The organism is Armatimonadota bacterium, from assembly GCA_031459715.1.
Classification (GTDB): Bacteria; Sysuimicrobiota; Sysuimicrobiia; order Sysuimicrobiales; family Humicultoraceae; genus Humicultor; species Humicultor tengchongensis.
In genome coordinates, this window is sequence record JAVKIA010000018.1 from 1 (window position 1) to 22710 (window position 22710).

General features: G+C 69.3%; 23 protein-coding genes and 2 tRNA genes. 9 read left to right on the forward strand and 16 right to left on the reverse strand.

The features are described from left to right. Positions 1 to 543 (forward strand): SLC13 family permease (locus QN152_08135; protein ID MDR7539483.1); only part of this gene is annotated, 543 nt, incomplete at its 5' end. Positions 544 to 802: 259 nt separating this feature from the next. Here the strand turns inward: QN152_08135 and QN152_08140 are convergent. After that, entirely contained in the window at positions 803 to 1546 is a 744-nt protein-coding gene (locus QN152_08140) for a DUF881 domain-containing protein (protein MDR7539484.1), read from the reverse strand. Between the two features lie 223 nt (positions 1547 to 1769). On the opposite strand from QN152_08140, the gene groL reads away from it, so the two are divergent. The 4 genes from groL (at position 1770) to QN152_08160 (ending at position 4582) form a co-directional block, all read left to right on the forward strand. Next, complete coding sequence (gene groL, locus QN152_08145) at positions 1770 to 3398, forward strand: chaperonin GroEL (protein MDR7539485.1); 1629 nt, start codon at positions 1770 to 1772, stop codon at positions 3396 to 3398. Positions 3399 to 3574: 176 nt separating this feature from the next. After that, positions 3575 to 3651 (forward strand) — tRNA-His (locus tag QN152_08150). An 84-nt stretch (positions 3652 to 3735) separates the two neighbouring features. Further along, complete coding sequence (locus QN152_08155; protein ID MDR7539486.1) at positions 3736 to 3942, forward strand: hypothetical protein; 207 nt, start codon at positions 3736 to 3738, stop codon at positions 3940 to 3942. A gap of 7 nt (positions 3943 to 3949) precedes the next feature. Beyond that, entirely contained in the window at positions 3950 to 4582 is a 633-nt protein-coding gene (locus tag QN152_08160) for a histidine phosphatase family protein (protein MDR7539487.1), read from the forward strand. Here the strand turns inward: QN152_08160 and QN152_08165 are convergent. Further along, entirely contained in the window at positions 4579 to 5382 is an 804-nt protein-coding gene (locus tag QN152_08165; GenBank protein MDR7539488.1) for a sigma-70 family RNA polymerase sigma factor, read from the reverse strand. The genes QN152_08160 and QN152_08165 overlap by 4 nt on opposite strands. 186 nt (positions 5383 to 5568) lie before the next feature. On the opposite strand from QN152_08165, the gene QN152_08170 reads away from it, so the two are divergent. Next, positions 5569 to 6000: a cupredoxin domain-containing protein gene (locus tag QN152_08170; GenBank protein MDR7539489.1), complete on the forward strand. Its 432-nt coding sequence runs from the start codon at positions 5569 to 5571 to the stop codon at positions 5998 to 6000. Positions 6001 to 6121: 121 nt separating this feature from the next. Here QN152_08170 and QN152_08175 read toward each other — a convergent pair. The 11 genes from QN152_08175 to QN152_08225 form a co-directional block, all read right to left on the reverse strand. Then, positions 6122 to 6197 (reverse strand) — tRNA-Arg (locus QN152_08175). 46 nt (positions 6198 to 6243) lie between these two features. Beyond that, the gene (locus QN152_08180) at positions 6244 to 7551 is read right to left on the reverse strand and encodes a S41 family peptidase (protein ID MDR7539490.1); all 1308 of its coding nucleotides are present in this window, start codon (positions 7549 to 7551) and stop codon (positions 6244 to 6246) included. Between the two features lie 19 nt (positions 7552 to 7570). Then, a complete protein-coding gene (locus QN152_08185; GenBank protein ID MDR7539491.1) occupies positions 7571 to 8554 on the reverse strand; it encodes a VWA domain-containing protein in 984 nt (327 codons plus the stop codon). Further along, positions 8551 to 9618 (reverse strand): VWA domain-containing protein, encoded by a 1068-nt coding sequence (locus tag QN152_08190; GenBank protein MDR7539492.1) that lies wholly within the window; start codon positions 9616 to 9618, stop codon positions 8551 to 8553. The genes QN152_08185 and QN152_08190 overlap by 4 nt, the downstream gene beginning before the upstream one ends. After that, complete coding sequence (locus QN152_08195) at positions 9597 to 10502, reverse strand: DUF58 domain-containing protein (GenBank protein ID MDR7539493.1); 906 nt, start codon at positions 10500 to 10502, stop codon at positions 9597 to 9599. The genes QN152_08190 and QN152_08195 overlap by 22 nt, the downstream gene beginning before the upstream one ends. A 38-nt stretch (positions 10503 to 10540) precedes the next feature. Then, positions 10541 to 11536: an AAA family ATPase gene (locus QN152_08200; protein MDR7539494.1), complete on the reverse strand. Its 996-nt coding sequence runs from the start codon at positions 11534 to 11536 to the stop codon at positions 10541 to 10543. A 144-nt stretch (positions 11537 to 11680) separates the two neighbouring features. After that, positions 11681 to 12103, reverse strand: coding sequence for a prepilin-type N-terminal cleavage/methylation domain-containing protein (locus QN152_08205; GenBank protein ID MDR7539495.1), 423 nt, complete (start codon positions 12101 to 12103; stop codon positions 11681 to 11683). After that, positions 12100 to 14127 carry a DUF4900 domain-containing protein gene (locus QN152_08210; GenBank protein ID MDR7539496.1) on the reverse strand — a complete coding sequence of 676 codons (2028 nt, stop codon included), beginning with the start codon at positions 14125 to 14127 and terminating at the stop codon, positions 12100 to 12102. Before QN152_08210 ends, QN152_08205 begins: the two co-directional genes overlap by 4 nt. A 98-nt stretch (positions 14128 to 14225) precedes the next feature. Continuing rightward, positions 14226 to 14804: a hypothetical protein gene (locus QN152_08215; protein ID MDR7539497.1), complete on the reverse strand. Its 579-nt coding sequence runs from the start codon at positions 14802 to 14804 to the stop codon at positions 14226 to 14228. A gap of 141 nt (positions 14805 to 14945) precedes the next feature. Beyond that, positions 14946 to 15380, reverse strand: a complete 435-nt coding sequence (locus tag QN152_08220; protein ID MDR7539498.1) for a prepilin-type N-terminal cleavage/methylation domain-containing protein — start codon at positions 15378 to 15380, stop codon at positions 14946 to 14948. Positions 15381 to 15672: 292 nt separating this feature from the next. Further along, entirely contained in the window at positions 15673 to 16002 is a 330-nt protein-coding gene (locus tag QN152_08225; GenBank protein MDR7539499.1) for a hypothetical protein, read from the reverse strand. A gap of 128 nt (positions 16003 to 16130) precedes the next feature. Here QN152_08225 and QN152_08230 point away from each other — a divergent pair, with 128 nt between their 5' ends. Together QN152_08230 and QN152_08235 are read left to right on the forward strand one after the other, a co-directional pair. Then, the gene (locus QN152_08230) at positions 16131 to 17369 is read left to right on the forward strand and encodes a DUF1116 domain-containing protein (GenBank protein MDR7539500.1); all 1239 of its coding nucleotides are present in this window, start codon (positions 16131 to 16133) and stop codon (positions 17367 to 17369) included. 21 nt (positions 17370 to 17390) lie between these two features. Further along, on the forward strand, positions 17391 to 18221 hold the full coding sequence (locus QN152_08235) for a cyclase family protein (protein MDR7539501.1): 831 nt from the start codon (positions 17391 to 17393) through the stop codon (positions 18219 to 18221). A 15-nt stretch (positions 18222 to 18236) separates the two neighbouring features. Here the strand turns inward: QN152_08235 and thrC (QN152_08240) are convergent, their stop codons facing one another. Then, positions 18237 to 19490 (reverse strand): threonine synthase, encoded by a 1254-nt coding sequence (gene thrC / locus QN152_08240; GenBank protein ID MDR7539502.1) that lies wholly within the window; start codon positions 19488 to 19490, stop codon positions 18237 to 18239. 356 nt (positions 19491 to 19846) lie between these two features. Here thrC (QN152_08240) and QN152_08245 point away from each other — a divergent pair, with 356 nt between their 5' ends. Beyond that, a complete protein-coding gene (locus QN152_08245) occupies positions 19847 to 20680 on the forward strand; it encodes a cyclase family protein (protein MDR7539503.1) in 834 nt (277 codons plus the stop codon). A gap of 52 nt (positions 20681 to 20732) precedes the next feature. On the opposite strand, the gene thrC (QN152_08250) is transcribed toward QN152_08245, so the two are convergent. Then, entirely contained in the window at positions 20733 to 21812 is a 1080-nt protein-coding gene (gene thrC, locus QN152_08250; protein ID MDR7539504.1) for a threonine synthase, read from the reverse strand. A gap of 41 nt (positions 21813 to 21853) precedes the next feature. Continuing rightward, positions 21854 to 22654 (reverse strand): transposase, encoded by an 801-nt coding sequence (locus tag QN152_08255; protein MDR7539505.1) that lies wholly within the window; start codon positions 22652 to 22654, stop codon positions 21854 to 21856. Between the last annotated feature and the right edge of the window lie 56 nt (positions 22655 to 22710).

Below are 22710 nucleotides of genomic sequence, written 5' to 3' on the forward strand. Positions count from 1 at the left end.
GTGGTGCTGACGCTGGCCGGGATGCCGGTGGCGCTGGCTGCAGCGCTAGCCGCCGGCATCATCGTCCTGAGCGGCGGGCTGACCATGGAGGAGGCCTACCACGCCATCGACTGGCGCAGCCTGATCCTGATCGGCGCCATGATCCCGACCGGGGTGGTCATGGAGCAGACGGGCGCTGCATCGTTACTGGCCGCAGCGCTCATCCGCCTGATGGGCGGCAACTCCCTGGGCACGCTGGCTGCCATCCTCCTGGCGGCCACAGCCATCGGTCACTTCGTGCCCAGCCTGATCCTGCCCGTGGTCCTGGCGCCGCTGGCCATCGATGCCGCCTCTACACTGCACACCTCCGCGCTGCCCTTCGCCATGGCCATCATTGCCGCCACGGGGCTGGGGTTGCTCACGCCCTTCAGCAACCCGGTCATGCTTATGGTGATGGCGCCGGGGGGTTACCGCCTGCAGGACTACGTGCGTGCGGGGCTGCCGCTGGTCCTCCTCCTGCTGGCGCTGATGCTGGTCGTCCTGCCACTGGCCTACCCGTTCTAGCCCCGCGCCTTCCGGGCATCATTCCCCCGAGGGGAAGACTTCCCCCTCGTGACCGATTGACAGCAGGGGACGTCCTTGCCATACTGATTTCCCGTCTCGAAGAGGGCTTGACCGCAACGCCGGGGCGATACACCAAGACCACGCAACGCCCGCCCCGGCGCAAGGGCGGTGGTCTCTCCAGGACGGGATTCGGGACCGCGGTCACAACCGCCGGGAGGACAAGTAGACCCCATCCGGCGGGGCCGCGGTTCCGCCATGCTCACCGGGTCGTTGTGGGCCGCGCGTACCGGTAGCGCAGCCCCCCCTGATGTGCGGGCAGCCGGAGCCGGTCGCGGCGCTCCACGGTCACCCGCAGGCCGATCGAGCGCAGCCCCTCGACGAAGCCGCCCCTGAGGTTGAGCGCGGTCTGCAGCGTCAGGGGCTCGCCGATGGCGGCGATGACGAAGGGCGGCCGGACCATCCGCTCCCCCACCACCACAGCGTCGTCGCCATCACGAAACCCCGTAGTGGCCAGCACGCGCACGCCGTTCACTGCCACCGCCTCAGCTCCGGCGGACCAGAGTTCGTTGACCAGCCCCGCCAGGTCGGTTGCCCGGGTCTGCACGGGGAGGATCCCCCCAAGCACCCCTCCGCGCCGCAGACGCACCACCACGCCCGGTCCCTCTACCGGGGTCATGCCGAGGACCAGACGCAGCTGCGCCACCTCCTGAGCCATGGTCTCCGCCGCCCCCCGGCCCTCTCCCACCGCCCGCTGGTAGGACGCCACCCGCTCCCGCAGCCGTCGGATCTCCGCCTCCAGCGCCCGCCGCGCCTCATCCTGCTGCTTGAGCAAGGCGGCCAGCTGCTCCACGCGCTGGGTGGGCAGCTCCGCCTGGGCGCGTAGCGGCCGGCCGGCGCGCCACTGGGACACGGCGAGGAACCCGGTGATCACCAGGATGACGGCCAGAGGAATCTGCCAGGCGCGCATAGCGTTGCCCGCCACCTGATTCGACGCAATCGCCATCTCCTCCTGGAGGGGAGACCACGAAACCACAAGCAAGGGCGAGAAATTCGAAGCAATAATGCGAAATACACCAGACACGGCCCTGAAACCGCCTGAGGTGTCTCTGTGAGCCCTGTTGATTTCCCCATGCGCCCCTCGCACTATTAGGTAAGGAAACTAGCACTCCGCACCCGAGAGTGCTAACTCAGTATTTCCAACTTCACCGACAGGAGGGTTAGGGCAAATGCCGGCAAAGCTGCTGCTCTACGACGAAAACGCGCGCCGTGCGCTGGAGCGTGGTGTGGAGAAGGTTGCCAGCGCGGTGCGCGTGACGCTGGGCCCGAAGGGCCGCAACGTGGTGCTGGAAAAAAAGTGGGGCTCCCCCACTATCACCAAGGACGGCGTCACCGTGGCCAAGGAAATCGAGCTGGAGGACCCCTACGAGAACATGGGGGCGCAGCTGGTCAAGGAGGTGGCCAGCAAGACCAACGACGCCGCCGGGGACGGGACCACCACGGCCACGGTCCTGGCCTGGGCAATGGTGCGGGAGGGCCTGAAGAACGTCGCCGCCGGGGCCAACCCTATGCTGCTCAAGCGCGGCATCGACAAGGCGGTGGACCGCGTGGTGGAGCACCTGAAGAGCAGCTCCATCCAGGTGGAAGGGCATGAGGACATCGCCCACGTGGCCGGCATCGCCGCCAACGATCCCGAGATCGGGGAGATCATTGCCGACGCCATGGACAAGGTGGGCAAAGACGGCGTGATCACCATTGAGGAGGGCAAGGGCATCGAGACCACGGTGGAGGTCGTGGAGGGGATGCAGTTCGACCGCGGCTACATCTCCCCTTACTTCATCACCGACCCCGACAAGATGGAGGCGGTGCTGGAGGAGCCCTTCATCCTGCTCACCGACAAGAAGATCTCCTCCGCCCGTGACATCGTCCCCATCATGGAGAAGGTGATCCGCCACGGCAAGCCTCTGGTGGTCATCGCCGAGGACGTGGAAGGCGAGGCCCTGGCCACGCTGGTGGTGAACAAGCTGCGCGGCGTGCTGCACAGCCTGGCGGTGAAGGCCCCCGGCTACGGCGACCGGCGCAAGGCCATGCTGCAGGACATGGCTGTGCTCACCGGCGGCAAGGTCATCTCCGACGACATCGGCATCAAGCTGGAGAACGTGGAGATGGACATGCTGGGCCGCGCCGACCGGGTGAAGGCCGACAAGGAGGACACAACCATCATCGGCGGCAAGGGGGACCGCAAGGACATCCAGGGCCGCATCGCCCAGATCAAGAAGGAGATCGAGGAGACCACCAGTGACTACGACCGGGAGAAGCTGCAGGAGCGCCTGGCCAAGCTGGCCGGAGGGGTAGCCGAGATCAAGGTGGGGGCGGCCACCGAGACGGAGATGAAGGAGAAGAAGCACCGCTTCGAGGACGCCCTTAACGCCACCAAGGCGGCGGTGGAGGAGGGGATCGTCCCGGGCGGCGGTGTCTCCTACGTCCGCGCTCTGGACGCCCTGGCCAAGGTGGAAGCCCCGGGCGACGAGGCCATCGGGGTCTCCCTGGTCCGCCGCGCGCTGGAGGAGCCCGCCCGGCAGCTGGCGGCCAACGCCGGCGCGGAGGGCAGCCTGATTGTGGAGCGGCTGAAGCACGAGACCGGGCGGATCGGCTACGAGGTCCTCAAGGGCGAGTTCACCGACCTGGTCAAGGCCGGCGTGGTCGACCCCACCAAGGTGGTCCGCCTGGCCCTGCAGAACGCGGCCAGCGTCGCCGGGCTGCTGCTGACCACGGAGGCGCTGGTGGTAGAGAAGCGGGAGAAGAAGAAGGCCGCCCCGCCCACACCCGGTGCGGGCGGCATGGAGGAGGAGTTCTAACCCCCACCCCCCACTCCCCCGGGGGGCGGGCCAGTACGGCCCGCCCCCTGACTTTTGTGGTCGCGGGATTGCCCTGGCTGCGCAAGGCCCACGGCGGCGGTCACGGGCAGGCTCGTTCCGGCCTCCCGCGGCCATGGCCCGGTCCCTCCGCCACGTGATAGAATGAGCCGGACGCGGTGGCCGTAGCTCAGCTTGGAAGAGCGCCTGGCTGTGGCCCAGGAGGTCGCGGGTTCAAGTCCCGTCGGTCACCCCAGTGAACCACCGACGGGGCGTGGCACACGGGCTGCGCCTTTCGCATTCTTCTTCAGGACATGCCTTCCCCGGAGGCAGGTTTCCGATGGACCAGCGAGGGGCCATCGTCAACACCCTGGCCGGGCAGGACGGCTTCCTGCCGGAGAGCACAGATAGGGCCTTCACTTCCGAGGCGGACGCGGTGATCACCGCCACGGGGTTCACCGCACCCATGGGCGATCTGGTGGACCTGGGCCTGCGCAGGTACGGTCCGGGGAGTCCCTCCGGAGGGGTGTCCGGTTTCTGGCACTAGCTGCCCCATGCCTCGCATCCTGCTCATCCGCCACGGGCAGACGGAGTGGAACCGGCGCGGAATCTTCCGCGGGCGGGTGGACATCCCCCTCAGCCCCACCGGGATCAGGCAGATGGAGGCCCTGGCGGCACGCGTGGCCGCAGAACGTCCGGCGCGCGTCTACACCAGCCCGCTGCAGAGGGCTCTCACCAGCGCGCGGATCCTCTGCCCGCCGGATGCGCATCCACCTCGGGTAGTGGAGGACCTGACGGACATGAGTTACGGCGAGTGGGAGGGCAAGCCCGAGGAAACGGTTCGCGCCCAGTACCCGGATCTCTACGCCCGCTGGCTGGCCGAGCCCCACCGGGTCCGTCCGCCAGGAGGAGAGTCGCTGGCGGAGGTGCAGCAGCGAGTCGCCGCCGCGCTGCGGGAGATCGCCCGGTCCCTCCCGGCGGCCACCGTGGCCGTCGTGGCGCACCGGGTGGTGAACAAGCTGCTGCTCTGCGCCGCGCTGGGGATTGGAGCGGAAGGTTTCTGGCGCATCCGGCAGGATACCGGGTGCCTCAATGTGCTCGAGGGGGAAGTAGACCGCCTGGCGGTGGTCCTGCTCAACGACACCTGCCACCTTCAGGGCCTGGAAGGAGACGCGGCAGACTTCTAGCCACCCACTAGCGCCCGCAGCCGGGCCAGGGACTGCGCCAGGATTCGGGATACGTGCTTCTGGGAGATCCCGATGCGTCGGGCCGCCTCCCCCTGGGTCAGACCACCGAAGAAGAGGTAGTAGATCACGCGCCGCTGCAGCAGACTGAGGCGCTCCAGGGCCTGGTAGAGCACGATCTTGTCCTCAATGGGCAGGTGAAACGAGATGTAGGCACGGTGCCGGATGCGCCGGTGGTCGAACTGCACCTGCTCCTCATCGTCTGCGGCGTCCAGGGACACCGTGCGCACCGCCTCGCGCGTCTTCAGCAGCTCCCGCAGACCCTCCTCCCGGATGTTGAGGCGGACGGCCAGCTCCTCCAGACCGGGATACCGCCCTTCCTCGCTCAGTGTGTGGGCCACCTCGGCCTCAATCTGCCGGTTGAGGCGACGCAGCCACCGCGGCTGGCGGATGATGTCCCGCTGGTCGCGGAGGTAGTGGAAGATCTCTCCCCGGATGAGGTGGTTGGCGTAGGTCCTAAACTTCGTCCCCCGCGAGGGGTCGAAGAGCTCCAGCGCAGTGAGCAGGCCGATGTAACCCACCTGGCGGAGATCCTCCTCGGGGGCGCCGGCGGAGGCAAAGTCCAGCAGGGCCCGCTCGATGAGCGGCGCGTAGGCGGCGAGGATGCGCTCACGCAGCCCCGGGTCGCGCGTACGGGCATACTGCGCCGGGAGCAGCTCAGCCCCATGGGGGAGGTAGAGCCGCCAGAGGGCGAGGCGGTCCGCGCGCCGAGGTACTCGGGCTGCCTGCGCGACCGGTGTCATGAGAGGATCGGTGACCATGGGTATATGCCCGGCGCCGCAGCTGCGTAGACCCTTCGACCGGTGCCCTGCGGTTCCTGTCTGGGCCGCGCCCTTTGACACGGCCGTTACAGTCATTCCGTATCTGTGGATCGTCAACGACGGCCCCACGAGACCCGACACCCCACGAGGCCGGACTGGAGGGAGGACATGAGAGTTCGGGGGATCGCCCTGAGTCTGTGCGCCGGGGTGCTGATTCTTGCGGCCATCGCCGGAGTGCCGGCGCAGGCGCAGGCAAAGCGAGTGATCCGCGTAGTGGCCACATCCTACAAGTTCGAGCCGAGCCTGATCCAGGTGCACAGCGGTGAGACGGTGGTGCTGCAGGTGGTTAACGCAGATGCCGAGGGGCGCAACCACAGCATCGCCGCGCAGCTGTTCACGGTGGTGCCGGTGACCGCCCGCGGAGACGTCTTCCGTCAGGGTACCGCCGAGGGGCGGCGTTTCTTTGCCGTGGAGCCAGGCAAGCAGATTGAGGTGGAATTTGTGGCCAGCGTGCGGGGGTCATTCCCCTTCATCTGCGGCGTCTCCGACCATGCGGCCAAGGGGCAAGTGGGCGCCATCAACGTCCTGCCGCCCCAGTAGGTCGGGGCGGGTGATCGCCGTCCCCGCCTGACCAGGCTGTTGGGTACGAACGAGCCGCCCGGCGGCCAACTCTGGGCCCTCGTCAGCGCGGCTGGAGAGGCAGCAATGAGCTCAGCCGGGGTGGCGGGCCCGGAGGGAATCGAACCCCCGCCCAGCCGATTAGAAGTCGGCGGCTCTCTCCACTGAGCTACGGGCCCCTCGGGCCTTCACACAGTATACCATCAGCACCTGGGCCCCCTGGTCTCAGGCAGCCAGCAGCGCAAGGGCGCCCACCCGGGTCTCCAGCCAGCGCCGGGCTGTCTGGATGAGAGGGTCCTCGTCTGTGCCAAAGGTGGCCTCGTCCGTCTCCACTTCCACCTGTGGGACGATCCCACGGCCCTCCACCGGCACACCGCTGGGAGTGAGGTACTGCGCCACCGTCAGCTGCAGCACCGCGCCACCGGGGAGGCGCCGCAGCTCCTGCACCGTCCCCTTGCCGAAGGTGCGCCTGCCCACCACCAGGCGGCCGGCGTCCTGCAGGGCACCGGCTACCATCTCGGCCGCGCTGGCCGTGCGCCCGTCTACCAGGACCGCCACCGGCCCTGTGAACTTGAAGCCGCCGGCGCTGGCATCCAGCCGGGTGCGCCGGCCATCCCTGCCCACCAGTATCGTCACCGGCCCCTGCGGCAGAAAGACGCTGGTTGCGACCACGGCCTCGTCCAGAAACCCGCCGGGATTGCCCCGCAGGTCCAGGATGATCCCGAGCGCCCCGCGGCGTTGCAGCTCCGCGGCAACCGCAGCCACCTCCTCCCCCGCCCCCTCGGTGAACTCCTCCACCCGCAGGTAGCCCACCGTCCCCCACAGGCGGAACGCCGTCTGCCGCAACCCGATGAGCTCCCGCACCAGCGTGACGGTCAGCTCGCCGCCGGACCGGCGCACACGGACGACCACAGAGGTCCCGGGAAGGCCGCGCAGGCGGCTGACCACCTCCTGCGGTGGCATGGTGATGGTGGAGCGGCCGTCGATCTCCAGAATCAGGTCGCCCCGCCGCAGCCCGGCCCGCTGCGCCGGACTGCCCTCCACCACCTCCACGACCACCGGCGGGCGCACCTCCAGGTCCAGGACGACGCCCACCCCGCTGTAGCCTCCGGGCCTAACCTCCCCCCGACCGCTGCCGGGCAAGAGCAGCCGGGTGAAGGGATCCCCCAGCACCCGGAGCATCCCGTCGATGGCGGCATAGCCTGCCTCGCGCTCTGCCGCTGCCGAGCCCAGGCGCCGCCCGACGGCTATCACCGCGGCACGCACGGCCTCCAGGTCGCGGCCGTCCTGCCCGCTGAGGGTGATGGGCTGCGGCGGAAGCCCTCGGTTGCGCAGGTACGCCGCCAGCCCCGCCACCGCGCCCTGCAAGAGGTCGCGGGACGGCACCGGGCGCAGGTACTCCCGGGTGACGAAGAGATAGGCGACCTCGAAGGCGTCGGCGCCCACGTGGCCGCTCTGCGCGACGGCTGGAGCAACAGCCACCGCCCCCAGGGCACCCACCAGCAGGAGAGAGACGATCAGACAGCTCCGCATGCCTTCAGAGCGTAGGCCTTCAGGCCACCCGCCGCACTGCCAGGAAGGAAAGCAGGAGCGCGCTCACCAGGAGGACGCCCGCGCCTCCCGCGGCCAGACCGGTCACCTCGGTGGGGCGGCGCTCCCACCCGATTACTCTGCCCAGATGGCGGTAGGCCCGGCGCAGGGCAGCCGCCGAGGTCGTACGGAAGTACGATCCCCCGGTGATTTCCGCCACTTCCTTCAGGGTCTCTTCGTCCAGGCGCACCCAGATGGAGCGCCCTCCGAGATTGAGGAAGGTCCCCTCCGGCGTGCCCACACCAATAGTGTAGACCTTCACCTGCTGCTCTCGGGCGACCCGGGCCGCATCGTGTGGCAGCGCTCCCCGGTTGCTCTGCCCGTCGGAGAGGAGCACCACCGTCCCCGGCGGGAGCGGCCCGGCGGGCGGCGAGGCAGGCGTGGAGGGGTCAGCCGGGCGGGTGCGGCCGGGCAGCGCCCACACCGCCTCCAGCAGGCCGTCACCGATGGCGGTGGCGAACTCCGTGGCCAGGATGTCGATGGCGTCCAGCACTCGGGCGTGGTCGGCCGTGGGGGCAACGATCAGCGTGGCGTAGGAGCTGAACGTGACCAGGCCCACCTTCAGTCCTGCCGGGAGGGCGCGGACGAAGTCCTTGGCCGCGGCCTTCGCCGCTTCCATGCGGTTGGGGGAGATGTCCTGCGCCAGCATGCTCCGGCTGACATCGATGGAGAGGACCACCGTGTTCTTGGTGGAGGGCACCGGCAGCGGTGCCACCGGGCGGGCCAGGGCCGCCAGGAGGAGGGTCACCGCGCAGAGGTAAAGCAGGGCGGGGAGGTGCCGCCGGATGCCGCGGCCCCGGGCCATCGCCGCCGTCAGCAGCGGGACGTTGGGAAAGGCCACGGGGCTGGGCGCCGGCCGCCGCTGCAGGTGCAGGTAGCCCAGGAGTAGCAGGGGCACCAGGAGCAACCCCCAGAGCAACGCTGGCCAGAGGAAGGTCGGGGTCATGGCAGCCGCCGGAACCACAGCATTGAAAGCAGCCCGCCGCTCAGCATCAGTAGCCCCGCCGCCCCTGCCGCGAGCGAGGTCAGCTCGGTGCGCCGCCGCTCCCAGCCGATGGCCCGGCCGAGCTGCCGGTAGATGCGGCGCAGCTCTTCCAGGTTGGCCGCACTGAAGTATTCCCCGCCCGTCTGACGGGCCACCTCCTGGAGCAGTACGGGATTAAACGGCACCAGCACCAGCTGGTTCTGGTAGGTCATCACCGAGCCGCCCTGCTGCCCCAGGCCGACGGCGTAGATCTTCACCCTGGCCTCGGCGGCGAGTGCGGCTGCGGCACGGGGATCGGCCCCCAGGTTGGACACCCCATCGGAGAAGATAAGGATGGCCGCCGGCGGGAGGTCCTTCACCGAGGGGGGTGCAGTCGGCGGGCCTGGGGTCGGGGTTGGGGTCGGAGCGGGCAGAGGGGACGGGAACAGAGGGTTTGCCTGCGGCACCGGCCCGCGCAGCCGCTCCAGCCGGTCGCCCAGGAACTCCTTGCGCAGCGGCAGGACGCGCAACGCCTCCAGGATCGCCGAGCCCACCGAGGTGGCCTGCTGCGGTTGCAGTCGGTCCAGGGCCTCCACCAGCGCCTGACGGTCGGTAGAAGGGGGAACCAGCACGGTGCCGTAGTCGCTGAAGGCAACGAGCCCGATACGGGCGCCCCCGGGCATGGCCCGGATGAGCTCCCGCGCCGCACCCCTGGCCGCGTCCAGCCGGTTGGGCTTGACGTCCTCGGCGATCATGCTCTTGCTGGTGTCGATGGCCACCACCACCGCCGCACGATTCACCGGCAGGGGGATGGCGGCAATGGGCCGGGCCATGGCCAGGACCAGCAGCAGGACCGCCACCAGGTAGATGCCCACCGGGAGGTGGCGGCGCCAGGGGGGAAGGGGCGTGACCAGGTGCGCCAGGAGCCGGGTATCCGCCAGCCGCTCCCTCATCCGCTGCTGACGGCGCAGCACCCCCAGATAGGCCCACAGCAGCAGGGGCAGGGCCGCCAGGGCCCACAGCATCACCGGCCAGGTGAACGCCATCGTCCTCGCTGCCTCCGGTGGGTGATGAACTTCACCAGGGGGTCCACCATGGTCCCCGCGGTGGAGAGTTCCAGCGTATCCACCCTAGAGCGGCGCAACGTCTCCCTGATCTGCGCCTGCTGCCCCTCTACCAGCTCCCGGTAGGCGGCGCGCACGCGGCGGTCGGAGGTGTCCACCCAGGCCTGCTGGCCAGTCTCGGGGTCGCGGATGGGGATGAGCCCCACGTCGGGTAGCTCCTCCTCCGCGGGATCGCGCACCCAGACGGCGATGACATCGTGCCGTCCTGCCAGGTCGCGCAGCGGACCGTCCCACCCCGGCCGGGAGAGGAAGTCGCTTACGACGAAGACCAGGGAGCGGCGGCGCAGCATCCGGGCGGCATGGCCCAGGGCTGCCCCCAGGTCGGTGAGGCCCCCCTCCCCCGCCGCCGCCCGCTGCAGCAACTGCAGGATGCGCAGCGCCTGCACCCGCCCCGTCCGTGGAGGGATCACCGGCAGGTGGCGGCCGGGAAAAGCCAGGCAGCCTACCTTATCACCGTGTCGGGTGATGATGTAGGCGGCGACCCCCGCGAACTCCGCCGCCACCTCCCGCTTCAGGTGGCGGCGCGTGCCGAAGCCCATGGAGGGGGAAAGGTCGACCAGCAGCCAGGCAGTGAGCTCACGCTCCTCCAGGTACTGCCGGATGAAGAGACGGTTCATCCGGGCGGTGACGTTCCAGTCGATGCGCCTGACCTCGTCACCGGGCTGGTACTCGCGGACCTCGGCCAGGTCCAGGCTGGGCCCGTAGAAGACGCCCCGGTAGTCGCCGAAGAGGAACCCGTCCAGGCGGCGGACGACCTTGAACTCCAGGCGCCGGAGGACCTTCTCCGGCGTTTCCATCACAACCATGGCCACGCTCCGCCGGCTGCAGTCACTGCGCCCCGGGCCTAGCCTGCGGGCGGCGGTACCACCTCGCCGGCGCGCCCCTCGTACGGGTCGCCGATGTGCACGCGCGGTGCGCTGATGGCCTCCAGGATCCGCTCCACCAGCGCGTCCGGGCTGACCTCGTCGGCCAGGGCCTCGTAGGAAAGGACGAACCGGTGACGCAGCACTTCCGGAGCCACGTCCCGCACATCCTCCACCATGACGTACTCCCGACCCCGCAGCAGCGCCAGCGCCTTGGCTCCCAGGATCATGTTCACCGAAGCCCGCGGGCTGGCCCCGTAGGCGATGTACCTGGCGATCCCGGACAGCCCAAACTCCCCGGGGCGGCGTGTGGCTGCAGTCAGCGTCACCGCGTAGTCCATCACCTTGGGGTCGACGTAGATAGTATCCGCCAGCCGCTGCATGGCCATCAGGTCGTCGGCGTGGATCACCGGCTCCAGTTCGGGCAGGCTGGTAGTCACCCGCTCCACCACGTCCATCTCCTCGTGGTAGGAAGGGTAAGTGATCACCACCTTGAACATGAACCGATCCACCTGCGCCTCGGGCAACGGGTAGGTCCCCTCGCTCTCGATGGGGTTCTGGGTGGCCAGCACCAGGAAGGGCTCGGGCAGACGGAAGGTCTGCTTGCCGATGGTGACCTGCCGCTCCTGCATTGCCTCCAGCAGCGCCGACTGCACCTTGGCCGGAGCACGGTTGATCTCGTCGGCCAGGACCAGGTTGGCGAAGACCGGCCCCAGCTCCACGTCGAAGGTACCGGTGTGCTGGTTGTAGATGCGGGTGCCGATGAGGTCGGCCGGAACCAGGTCGGGGGTGAACTGGATGCGCTTGAACTGGCAGTCAATGGCCCGGGCGGTGGTCTTGATGGCCAGGGTCTTGGCCAGTCCGGGGACACCCTCGATGAGGACGTGCCCCCGCGCCAGCAGCGCCACCAGGATGCGCTCCAGCATCAGGTCCTGGCCCACGATGACGCGTTTGACTTCGTAGAGCACCTGCCGCATCGTGGCCGACGCCTGCTGGACGGCAGACAGTGGGGTGGTCACGGAACGCCTCCGAAGATTTGCCTCACTCTAACACTCCCCCCACAGGGGGGTCAAGGCGACCTCGATAGGTGGAACGCGCGGGGAGGCCAGAGGTTCCGCCGCTTAGGGGGTCTGGTAGGTGATGCCGCCGGTGGCGTTGACCGTCACCGTCCCCTCCCCGGTGCTGTTGCGCAGGGTGATGGTGTGGGCGGCGTCCGGCTGCCCGAAGGCGGAGAAGGTGACTAGGTCGTCGTCCGCGGCGGTAACCCCATCCGGCATGGTGGCGTTCTCCACGAACCCGCCGCCGGCGATCGTGTAGGCGGAAGAGTCCTCGACAAACGTGACCGTGTACGGGACCCTGGCCTCCTTGGCCCGCTCCTGGGCCTGCCGCAGTCCGGTGGCCACCTGCACGATCCCGTAGCGCAGCCGCTGCTTCGCCACGTGCCCCCGCCAGGAGCTGAAGGCCAGGCCCAGCAAGACGGCCACCAGACTCAGGACGACGATCAGTTCCAGGAAGGTAAATCCCGCCGCCCGATCCCGCCTCACGGACCGGCCTCCCGCCACACGGGGCGGACCCCGGCCAGACCCTGACTCCCCTGGAAGATCTCAAAGCGGTTGGTGGTGGGGAAGTAGGGGGGCGAGAAGCCACGGCTCATGCGACGGTCATAGCGGAACTCACGCCCGTAGCCGGTGCGCGGGTTGCCCGTGATCGGGTCAAAGGTTCCAAACGCCCCGTAGTACTCCTCGATGAGGCCTCCGATCAGGTAGACCGCCCCCCGGGGCGATCCCGAGTTGTAGTTCTGCACGTTCACCGAGCTGTTGTAGGAGTCGCTGGCGCTTCCGGCCATCAGGACGGCATGAATCTGCAGGTTGTTGGGCGCCGAAGTGGTGATGCGGATGTCCCTACCCGCGGAGTAGATCCCCAGGACGTTCAGCGGGTTATCGTTAGGGTCGGTCACAACCGGGGGGTCCTCGTAGCGCAGGTGGTTGGTGATGTCGATGCGCCCGGAGGCGGCGATGGTGGTCTGCTCCTTCTCCTCCAGCATCCCGGACAGGGAGAGGATGTTTCCCTCGACATAGATGATGGCGGCGTTGTCGCTGCCCGGTCCCTGCCAGCCCTTGGGCACACCGGAGAAGGTGCGGGTCTGGGGGAGCGACCAGGCGCTGTTGGTCACCGTCGTCGTCCCGGCCTGGCGGTCCACGGTCACGGTCACCGTCTGCGAGCCCTGGACCAGGGTGTATACGGCCAGGTTGTTGCTGGGACCGCCCAGGCTGAGCGTGAGCCTGTCCAGGTCGCCCTGGACGTAGATGCCTCCCCCCATGGGCTCGCCGTCCTCCGGATTCTCGTCGCCGTCCGTCTCCGCTACCGGGATGTAGATGCCGTTGGGCACCGGGTTGCCATTGTTTGTTAGCCCGGCGATGGCCCCCCTGATCTGAGAGTTGGTCACGGTGGAGGTGTCGTTGGGGTTGCGCCCGATAGAGACTCCCTTCTGGCTGTAGGCGTTGGTGGGCAGGGGAATGGCTGGCACGCCCCGGGTGAAGTTGGCCGGCGGGTTGTCCGCGTCGTCGGCGTAGTTGGTCGGGGTGCAGTCGGGCACCACCGGCGCGTCGCGGCGCACACCGCCCACCACGTTCTCGTTGGCGTTGAGCTCCCGGGGGTTGCCGTTGTTGTTGAACCAGGCCCGCGTGCTCACGCTGGTGAGGGGGGTGGTGGCGATGCGCGCGGGGTCGCAGGGGCTTCCGGAGTCAGGGGTGCCAAACTTGGGGAAGAAGGCGAAGCGGAACTCCCCGTTGGTGTGCACCGGCCCGTCAAAGCTGGTGCGGCTGGTGAACCAGATCGCGCCCCCGCCCGGCGTCAGGTGCACGTCGGTGAAGAGCGCGTACTGGGCGAAGTTCTGCCGCCGTATCCGGATGCTGAAGTCGCGGCTCAGGGTGACCCGGCGGCGAGCCCGCGGCGGCATCTGGCCGTCGCTGGTGATGCTGTAGGTGAAGAAGTACTCGTACTCGTCCGGGCCGAGCCTGTGGATGTAGCACTCCTCGCCGGGCAGGCAGGATGGGTGGGCCACCTTGCGCCGGGAGATGACCACCGTGGCCGTGTACTGCCCGCTCCCCAGGGCGTTGACCGGTGGTGGGCCGGCGGCCACCTCCAGCTTGCGGTGCGCCTGGGGGAGGTTCCAGTTCAGGTTGAAGGTGAGGGATTCAGTGGACGGGGTGGCCCCGATGGAGTAGCGCTGCCCGTCCAGGACGATGTAGTCAAACAGCCCGAAGGGGTTCTGCGCCGTCGGGTTCCCGCCGGCGAAGAAACCGAGCAGGTCGCCACCGCCCAGCGAGGAGTCCAGTGTGGCCACCCCGATGGGGTCGGCGTTCATCAGCGCCAGGAGGGCGGAACGGGCGCTCACCGCCCCGCCCTCGGCGATGTACAGGCTCTGCGCACCCGCCCGCCGCGCGGCGGTGAGGGCCATCTCCTTCCCCGTAAGATAGAGGACCAGCCCGCTCAGCACCGCCAGCACGAAGATCATCAGCAGCACCGAGGCGATGGCCAGTCCTCGCTGGTCACGCAGCCGGCTCATCCTTCCCTCGCCTCCGTGGAGGCCAGCGCCGGAGCACCCGGAGAATCGCGTGTGATTCTCGGGGAACCTCGCTGCGCCATGTTCTCTCGGGTAGACCCCTATCGCGCCCGCAGGGCGGCGTCGCTGGTGAACACCCGGCTGACCTGGTTCTGGGTGGTGGTCACGGTCAGGCGCACCCGGGCGATGGCTCCCACGTCCGGCGGCGTCGCTCCCAGCGGGGTCCCGCCGGCATCGAAGTACTCGAAGGCCACGCCGGGGCTCCCGTCCTCCTGCACCACCGAGTAGGCCAGCGCCTCCGCCGGCCCGGGCAGCCCCGGCCCGCCGGCGTCGGGGTCGACCTGACGGGTCATGGTCCTGGCCGCGGCGTCGTAGGCGAAGGTCACCGTGTAGGGGCTCGTTGCAGAGAAGGGCGTGTTCTGGGGGATGAGCAGGGTCACCGATGTCCCGCTGGCGGCGGTAACGGTCTGCGCCCAGCGAATCTCGTCCACCACGTTGTCCAGCGCCGCCCGCAGTTGCGCCTGCGTCTGCAGGAAGTCGTTGGTCACGCGGGCCGACTTCCCTCCGGTGGCGACCAACGCGTAGATTCCCCCTACCGCCAGGGCAAACAGCCCCAGCGCCATGACGATCTCGAGCAAAGTCGCTCCCCGGGGGCCTCGCCGGAGCTGCCTGGCGCTCACCGGGCCACCCTCCTTTCGCCCGTGCTGCCCGCGTACAGCATGCCGCACCGCCTCGGGCGGGGTGCCTGAAGGTCCGAAAAGCCGCCATGGATATATGCCCGGATGTGCCCGGCGGCAGACTCCCTGAAAAAGGGGGGGAGGCTACTGGTCATCGAGCACGGTGGTCAGGGTGACGAACGGCGTTATGTCCGCCGGCCGGTAGATCTGCACGCTGGCGGTGGTGAGCGTAAGGTTGTCGTCGCGGGTCACGTCGACCGCCACCTCAAAGACGTGCGGCGAAGGATTGACCACCCCGGCGTAGGGAGCCGGCAGCGGCAGCGGCGTCCGGGGCAGGTCGGTGTACCCCACCATCTCGTAGGGGTTGGCGCTGGCGCGGATCTGCTCCATGATCTGAATGGCCAGGGTCGTCGCCGCGGCGTTTTCATTGGAACGACCGGCGTGGGCCATGCCGCCGATGAACGCCTGCAGGACGAAGAGGGAGACGGCGGCGAACAGTGACAGCGCCACCATCAGTTCCACAAAGGTGAATCCGGCGCTGCGGGGGCGCTTCTGCGCCTTCGCCGGAAACGTGCTCATCCGCTCCCTCTCCCTGCCGCTTTCGCGCATGGCGTCACCGGCTGCGAACCTGCACGCCTGCCGAGTATGCTACAGACCCTATGCCCAGAGAGGCGGGCGTCTTAGACGAAAATGACCCCGACGCTCCTGCAGCTGGCGACCAAGCGGCCGGGCTGGCTGCAGGTGACGCCTCCGCTGCAGCAGTTGGCGCGTCGGCGTGACCTCGGCCCGGGCCGGGTTCACAGATCGAGCTGTGGCTTTGAGCGGCTGGTATAGCTGGCGGAAGACGAGGCGCGCATCATGCGCTGATCAGCTAGCGTGCGCCCGAGCTGCGCAGGGCAGAGAGCCGCCAGCGGCCCACCAGCGCCGCCAGCAGGGCCAGTACCGTCAGGATCAGCATCCCCGGAGCGACACGCCGGTAGAGGGGAAAGGCCAGCAGGTCGGCCAGCCCCAGGATCACTGCGGCGACCATCGCCAGCCGGGTCAGCCCATCCGCCACGACCAGGGTCAGCTCGGCCTCGCTCTGGCGCCGGGGACCCGCGGGCTCGGGACGGGTCCGCAACCGGCGCCGGCAGCGCCGGCAGACCAGCGCGCCCTGGGGATTCTGATAGCCGCAGTTGTCGCAACGCACCATGGCCGCCATCCGGAACACCCTGCCGACTGTACCACCCCCCTTCCTGAGGCGTCAACGCAGGCCCCGTCCTGCCCGACCACCAGGGATTCCCCCGCGGCGGGCGAAGTGTGCATTTGACCCTCTTTGAGGAGGCTGTCATGGCCATCGACCGGGCCAACCAGGAGGCGGTGGCGCGCATCCTGGAGGGCCAGCCCATCCTGACTGATGTCGCCCGGGCCGCCGACGTCATCTCGGGTATGGAGCAAAGCCTGATCCTGCACGCCGGTCCCCCCATCACCTGGGAGCGGATGTCCGGTCCGCTGCGAGGAGCAGTGATCGGCGGACTGTTGTATGAGGGGCTCGCCGGCGACGAGCGGGAGGCCGTGGAGCTGGCAGCGGCAGGAGAGGTGCGGTTTGCGCCGTGCCATGCCCACGCTGCCGTGGGGCCCATGGCCGGGGTGACCACGGCCTCGATGCCTGTTTACGTCGTGGAGAACCGGCGCTTCGGCAACCGGGCCTACTCCACGCTAAACGAAGGCTACGGCAAGGTCCTGCGCTACGGGGCTTACAGCCGGCAGGTCCTGGACCGGCTGCGCTGGATCAATGAGGTGCTGGGACCGGCTGTCGGCGAGGCCCTGCGGGCGATGGGCGGCCTGGACATGAAGAGCCTGATCGCCCAGCAACTGACTATGGGAGACGAGGGGCACAACCGGAACCGTGCCGGATCCGCCCTCATGGCGCGGATGCTGGCGCCGGCGCTGGCCGAAACCGGCCTGGATCGCCGGGAGCTGGCCCGGGTGCTGCGCTACTTCGCGGAGACCGATCTGGCCGTGCTCAATCCGGTCATGGCCACCTGTAAGGCCCTGCTCGACCCGGCCCACGGCATCCCCGGGAGCACCGTGGTCACTGCCATGGCGCGCAACGGCACCGACTTCGGCATCCGGGTCAGCGGGCTGGGTGACCGCTGGTTCACCGCGCCCGCCGAGATTCCGGTCGGCCTCTTCTTCCCCGGCTTCAGTCAGGAGGACGCCAACCCCGACATCGGCGACTCCACCATCACGGAGACGGCCGGAATCGGGGCTTTCGCCATGGCCGCGGCCCCGGCCATCGTCCAGTTCGTGGGGGGCACGCCAGAGATGGCCCTGGCCGCGACGCAGGAGATGTATGAGATCACGGTGGCGGAGAACCCGGCCTGGACCATTCCCGTCCTGGGCTTCCGGGGCACGCCCACCGGCATCGACATCCGCCGGGTGGTCAGGACCGGGATCACCCCGCGGGTGAACACCGGCATCGCCCACAAGGAGCCCGGGATCGGCCAGGTGGGGGCGGGACTGGTCCGCCCTCCCATGGCCTGCTTCGAAGCAGCCCTGGAAGCCGCGGCGCAGATGCGCACCTGACGTAAGGGGGGTGAAGACGATATGAACATGGTGGACCTGAGCAACGTGCGCGTCCTGGATCTCTCCCAGAACTTCAGTGTGGACTCGCCGCCGTTTGCCTACTACGACGGTCCGACGATCAAGTGGGTGAAGAAGCTGGCCTTTGAGGGGGTGAACGCGCAGCTCATCTCCTCCACCAACCACATCGCCACCCACCTGGACAGCCCGCTGCACTTCCACGATCCGGGTCCCGACGTCTCAGGGATCCCCATCACCCAGCTGGTCGGGCCCGCCTGCATCGTCGACCTGCAGCAGTTCGGTATCGGGGACTACGACATCTACGGACCGGAGCACTTCGAGCGGTGGGAGAAGACCTACGGCATCACCATCGCCCGCGGCGACATCCTGGTGATCCACACCGGTTACCACGCCTACTACAATGAGGACTGGTCCCCGGCCACGCGGGAGCACCACCCCGACGCCGGGCCCAACCTGCCCCGTTCGTTCCTGAAGCACCCCGGCCCCCGGGCGGAGTTCTGCCAGTGGGTGCTGGACCGTGGCATCCGCTGGCTGGCCGTGGACGCCATCTCCACCGACCATCCGTTCAACACCAACGTGCGCCGCGCCCGTCCCGACCTGGTGCCGGAGGTGGAGGCCAAGATCGGCATGCCCCTGGACGAGGCCTTCCCCTGGCCTCGGGACTACCAGGCCACGCACACGCTCCTGTTCCCCAAGGGTGTCTACCACGTGGAGAACGTGGGCGGGGAGATCGACCGGGTACTCAACCAGCGGGTCTGGGTGGGCTGCTTCCCCTTCCGCTTCAAGGGCGGAGAAGCCGCCTTCAGCCGCTTCGTCGCCTTCGTGCAGGCGTAGGGTCAGCCCCGGACCTTACCCTTCCACCGGGGCCGCGGCGCGTGCCTCCAGGGCGGGCAGCACCGCGGCCTCGATGTCGTCCAGGGTGGCCCGCACCCGCACCGCCGGCCGCAGGGTCTGCTGCACTGCCTCCTGGGTCTTCAGGCCCATGCCCGTCAGGTAGACCACAACCGTCTCGTCCGGCGCGAACCTCCCCGCGGCCGCCAGGCGGCGCAGCGCAGCCAGCGTTACGCCGCCGGCGGTCTCAGTGAAGATCCCCTCCTGCTCGGCCAGGGCGTGCACCGCAGCTACCGCTTCGGCGTCGCTGACCGCCACGGCCGCACCCCCGCTGCGGCGGATGGCCTCCAGGGCGTAGCGCCCGTCGGCGGGGATACCGATGGCCAGCGAGTGGGCCAGCGTCTGCGGCCGCACCGGGGTGACCACCTCCGCCCCGGACTCATAGGCGGCCACAATGGGGGCGCAGCCGGCGGCCTGCGCCCCGTGCACGCGCACCCGATGGGGGGGAACGACGCCAAGGGTGACCAGTTCGCGAAACGCCTTCTCGATCTTTAGGAGGAGGTTGCCGGAGGCCAGTGGGACCACCACATGGTCCGGCAGCATCCAGCCCAGCTGCTCCGCCACCTCATAGCCCAGGGTTTTGGCCCCCTCGCTGTAGTACGGCCGCAGGTTGACGTTAACAAACCCCCAGGGGTACTCGTCGGCGACCTGGGCGCAGAGGCGGTTGACGTCGTCGTACGTCCCGTCCACCTCGACGATGGTGGCTCCGTGTACCGCGGAGAGGACCTGCTTGCCAGCCTCCAGGCCTCGGGGGACGAAGACGACCGCCCGCATCCCGGCCCGGGCCGCGTGAGCGGAAACGGAGTTGGCCAGGTTACCCGTGGAGGCGCAGGCGAGCACGGTGAAGCCGAAGCGGCGGGCCGCCGCCGCACCCAGCGTGACCACGCGGTCCTTGAAGGACCAGGTGGGGTTGCACCCGTCGTTCTTCAGGTAGAGGCGGCGCAACCCCAGGGCGGCCCCCAGGTTGCGGGCCGCAAGCAGCGGGGTCAGGCCTGCACCCAGGTCGGCCGCGGCGTCGTAGGGCAGCGGCAGGAGGTCGGCATAGCGCCACAGAGTGCGCGGCCCGCGCTCCACCCGCGCCCGAAAGGTGGCCGCATCAGGCAGAGCCCCTAGCTCCGCCTCCAGCGGACCCAGACACTCCTCGCAGACGTAGGCGGCGGCCAGCTCATAGGCCCGGCCGCAGACCCGGCAGCGCAGTCTCTCCGCGACCATCTCCCCCTGCCCTCCGCTCCCTGCAGAAATAGAAGCGCCCGCCTCCACATCAGGAGCACGGGCCTTTAACGCAGACAGAAGTTGCCGCCGTGCAGGTTAACCTGCCGGGGCCGCATCCCCGCTGGACGCGGGAGGCACCTTGGCTGTCTGTCCCAGGTTGCCGGGTCCGCCGATGCAGCAGACCGCTCCCGATGCGGGCCTATCTTCACACATCGGAACCGGAACCGTCAAGCCCTGCGAGGCATGACCACAGGGCAGCACAGAGGTGCGCACGTGCAGGCAGGGGAAGGGGCGCGGATGGCCAATATAAGGGGCTAAATCTCAGAACGCTTCCCACAGACAAGGAGGGAACGGGCATGTGTGGACCCCTGGTCATGGACGCGGTACATGCTGAGCTCAGCCGGAGGGGTTTCCTGCGGCTAGCTGGCGCGGCAGCCGTCACCGCCGCCGGCGCGCAACTGCTGGGAGCGACCCAGGCCCTGGCCGCCCCCGCCACCCCGCGCTTCCGGCGGGTGGTGGACCTCACACACACGCTGAAGCCGACCTTTCCCTCGTTCTTCGGCCGGCCGGTCTTCAAGTCCGACGTGGCCGTCACGGTAAAGAAAGACGGCTTTTATGCTATGAACATCTCCTACTTCGAGCACATCGGTACCCACATGGATGCCCCGGCCCACTTCGGCGATGGAGCGCCCACGGTGGAGCGGCTGGGCCCCGGGGTCCTCATTGCTCCGGTGGCGGTGATCCACGTGCACGAGCGAGCGGCGCGGGATCCCGACACCCGCGCCACCGCCGACGACATCCGCGCCTGGGAGCGCCGCTACGGCCGGCTGCCCCGGGGCGCGGCGGTGTTTATGCACAGCGGCTGGGAGTCGCGCGTCGGTAGCTCCCAGGCCTTCCGCAATCCCGACGCCTCAGGGACCATGCACTTCCCCGGCTTCCACCCCAACGCCGTGGAGTTTCTGCTGGCGGAGCGCGACGCGGTGGGGATCGGCGTAGACACCCTCAGCCTGGACTTCGGCGCCTCCAAAGACTTCAAGACCCACGTGACCTGGCTGCCGGCCGGCCGCTGGGGGCTGGAGAACCTGGCGAACCTGGCCAGGATTCCTCCAAGCGGCGCATGGGTCTTCGTGGGCGCACCAAAGGTCGCCGGCGGATCGGGAGGCCCCTGTCGCGTCTTCGCCATGTGGTAGCGGGGCGGCGCGGGGATCTGCGATGCGCCCGGTCAGCACAGCAGCCGGGGGCTCACCCCAGCAGTGACAGGACGGCGCGGCCGACCGCCTCCTCCGTAGGGGGCACCGGCGGGGGGAGCGCCGCGGCACGGGGCAGGGCCTGGGGGTCCTTCAGGCCGTGCCCGGTGAGGACGCAGACGACGATCCCACCGCGGGGCGGCTCGGCCTCAGCCAGCTCAAGCAGCCCGGCCACCGCGGCCGCCGAGGCGGGTTCCACCAAGACGCCCTCCTCGACAGCGAGCCGCTCCTGGGCTGCCAGGATGGCCTCATCGGTCACCTTGATGAATCGCCCGCGGGACTCACTGGCCGCGGCCACCGCGCCCTGCCAGCTGGCCGGATTGCCGATGCGAATGGCGCTGGCCACAGTCTGAGGGCACTCCACCGGACGGCCGTCTACCAGCGGCGCCGCCCCCGCGGCCTGCACTCCCACCATGCGGGGAGGCGCGGCAATGCGGCCTGCGGCCTGGTACTCCAGGAAACCCCGCCAGTAGGCGGTGATGTTACCTGCGTTACCCACCGGCAGGACCAGCAGGTCCGGGGCCGACCCGAGGACGTCGCAGATCTCAAAGGCCGCCGTCTTCTGCCCGGCGATGCGGTGCGGGTTCACCGAGTTCACCAGCGCCAGCTCCAGCCGTGCGCTGACCTCCCGCGTCACCGCCAGGGCCACGTCGAATCCTCCCTCGACCGTGACCAGCCGCGCTCCGTGGGCGAAGGCCTGCGCCAGCTTGCCCGCCGCCACCCCCGCGGCCGGCAGGACGATCAGGCAGGGGAGCCCTGCACGTGCGGCGTAGGCCGCCGCCGAGGCCGCGGTGTTGCCGGTGGAAGCGCAGATCACGGCGCGGCTGCCCGCCTCCAGCGCCTTGGAGACCGCCACCGTCATTCCCCGGTCCTTGAACGACCCGCTGGGGTTCGTGCTCTCCAGCTTGAAGAGCAGATGCACCCCTAGCCGCGGCCCCAGCCGGGCCGACTCCACTAGCGGCGTGTTCCCCTCCAGCAGAGTGATCACCGGGGTCTGCGAGGTCACCGGGAGGAAGGGACGGTAGCGCTCGATCACACCCGGCCAGGCATGAGTGTCCACTCGGCGGTGTAGCAAAGACATCCCGGCAGGATGTTCACCCGCCGCCTGCTCAAATCCTACACCGTCGCCCCTACGGGGCTCCTCCCGGGCTCCGGGACATCGGCTGGGGTAGCGCCGGACCAGACCGGATCCGGTACAGGCGCCCCCTCGGGCGCAGGCGCACTCACCGTGCGGTAGAAGACCAGCGCCCCTCGCTCCCCAGCCGCATCGCCGGCTCCATCCAGGGTGGGGCGGCCAAGAGTCCCCGCCCGCAGCGCCTGAAGGTAGGTCTTGCGCACCGCGATGGCCGTGCGCACCTTCTTCCAGAGGCGACGGGGGAAACGGTAGAACGCCAGGTGCGCCGCCAGTTCCGCCTCCAGCCCCTCCACCACCCTGTGGTCCCGATGCCGCCAGCGCAACCGCCAGGCGCGAAAGCGCGCGACCGCGGTCTCCAGGTCGGGCGCGGTGAAGATGCGCCGTACCTCGGCCAGCCACGCGGGACGCGCGCCCTCGGTCTGCCGGGCCCAGGCCAGCAGCCGGTGGGTCACGCTCACCTGGATGTAGGTGCGTGGGTAGGTCTTCCTGAGAGCCCTGCACATGGTGGGCTGCCCAGACGCGCAGACAAGCAGCGGGCGATCCGCCATCACCGCCGCCAGGCGGGCGAGGAAGGCGCGCCACGCCTCTTCCTTCTCCTCTTCGGCCACCTCCACCGCCAGGAAGCGGCGCGTCCCGGCGGCGCTGAGGCCGAGAGCGGCCAGGACGACCCCCTGCGACGCAGGGGGAGGTGCCGGGAAGCTGTCCAGGAGCACAAAGGGTGCGGCCACCCGCACCGGCGTCTCGCCACAGCCGTCCACCACCCTGTCCACCAGCGTCCGCATGGAGAGGCTCCCCCCTGGCATCGGCCCGTCAACTCTTGCACGGGTTATGCCCGGTC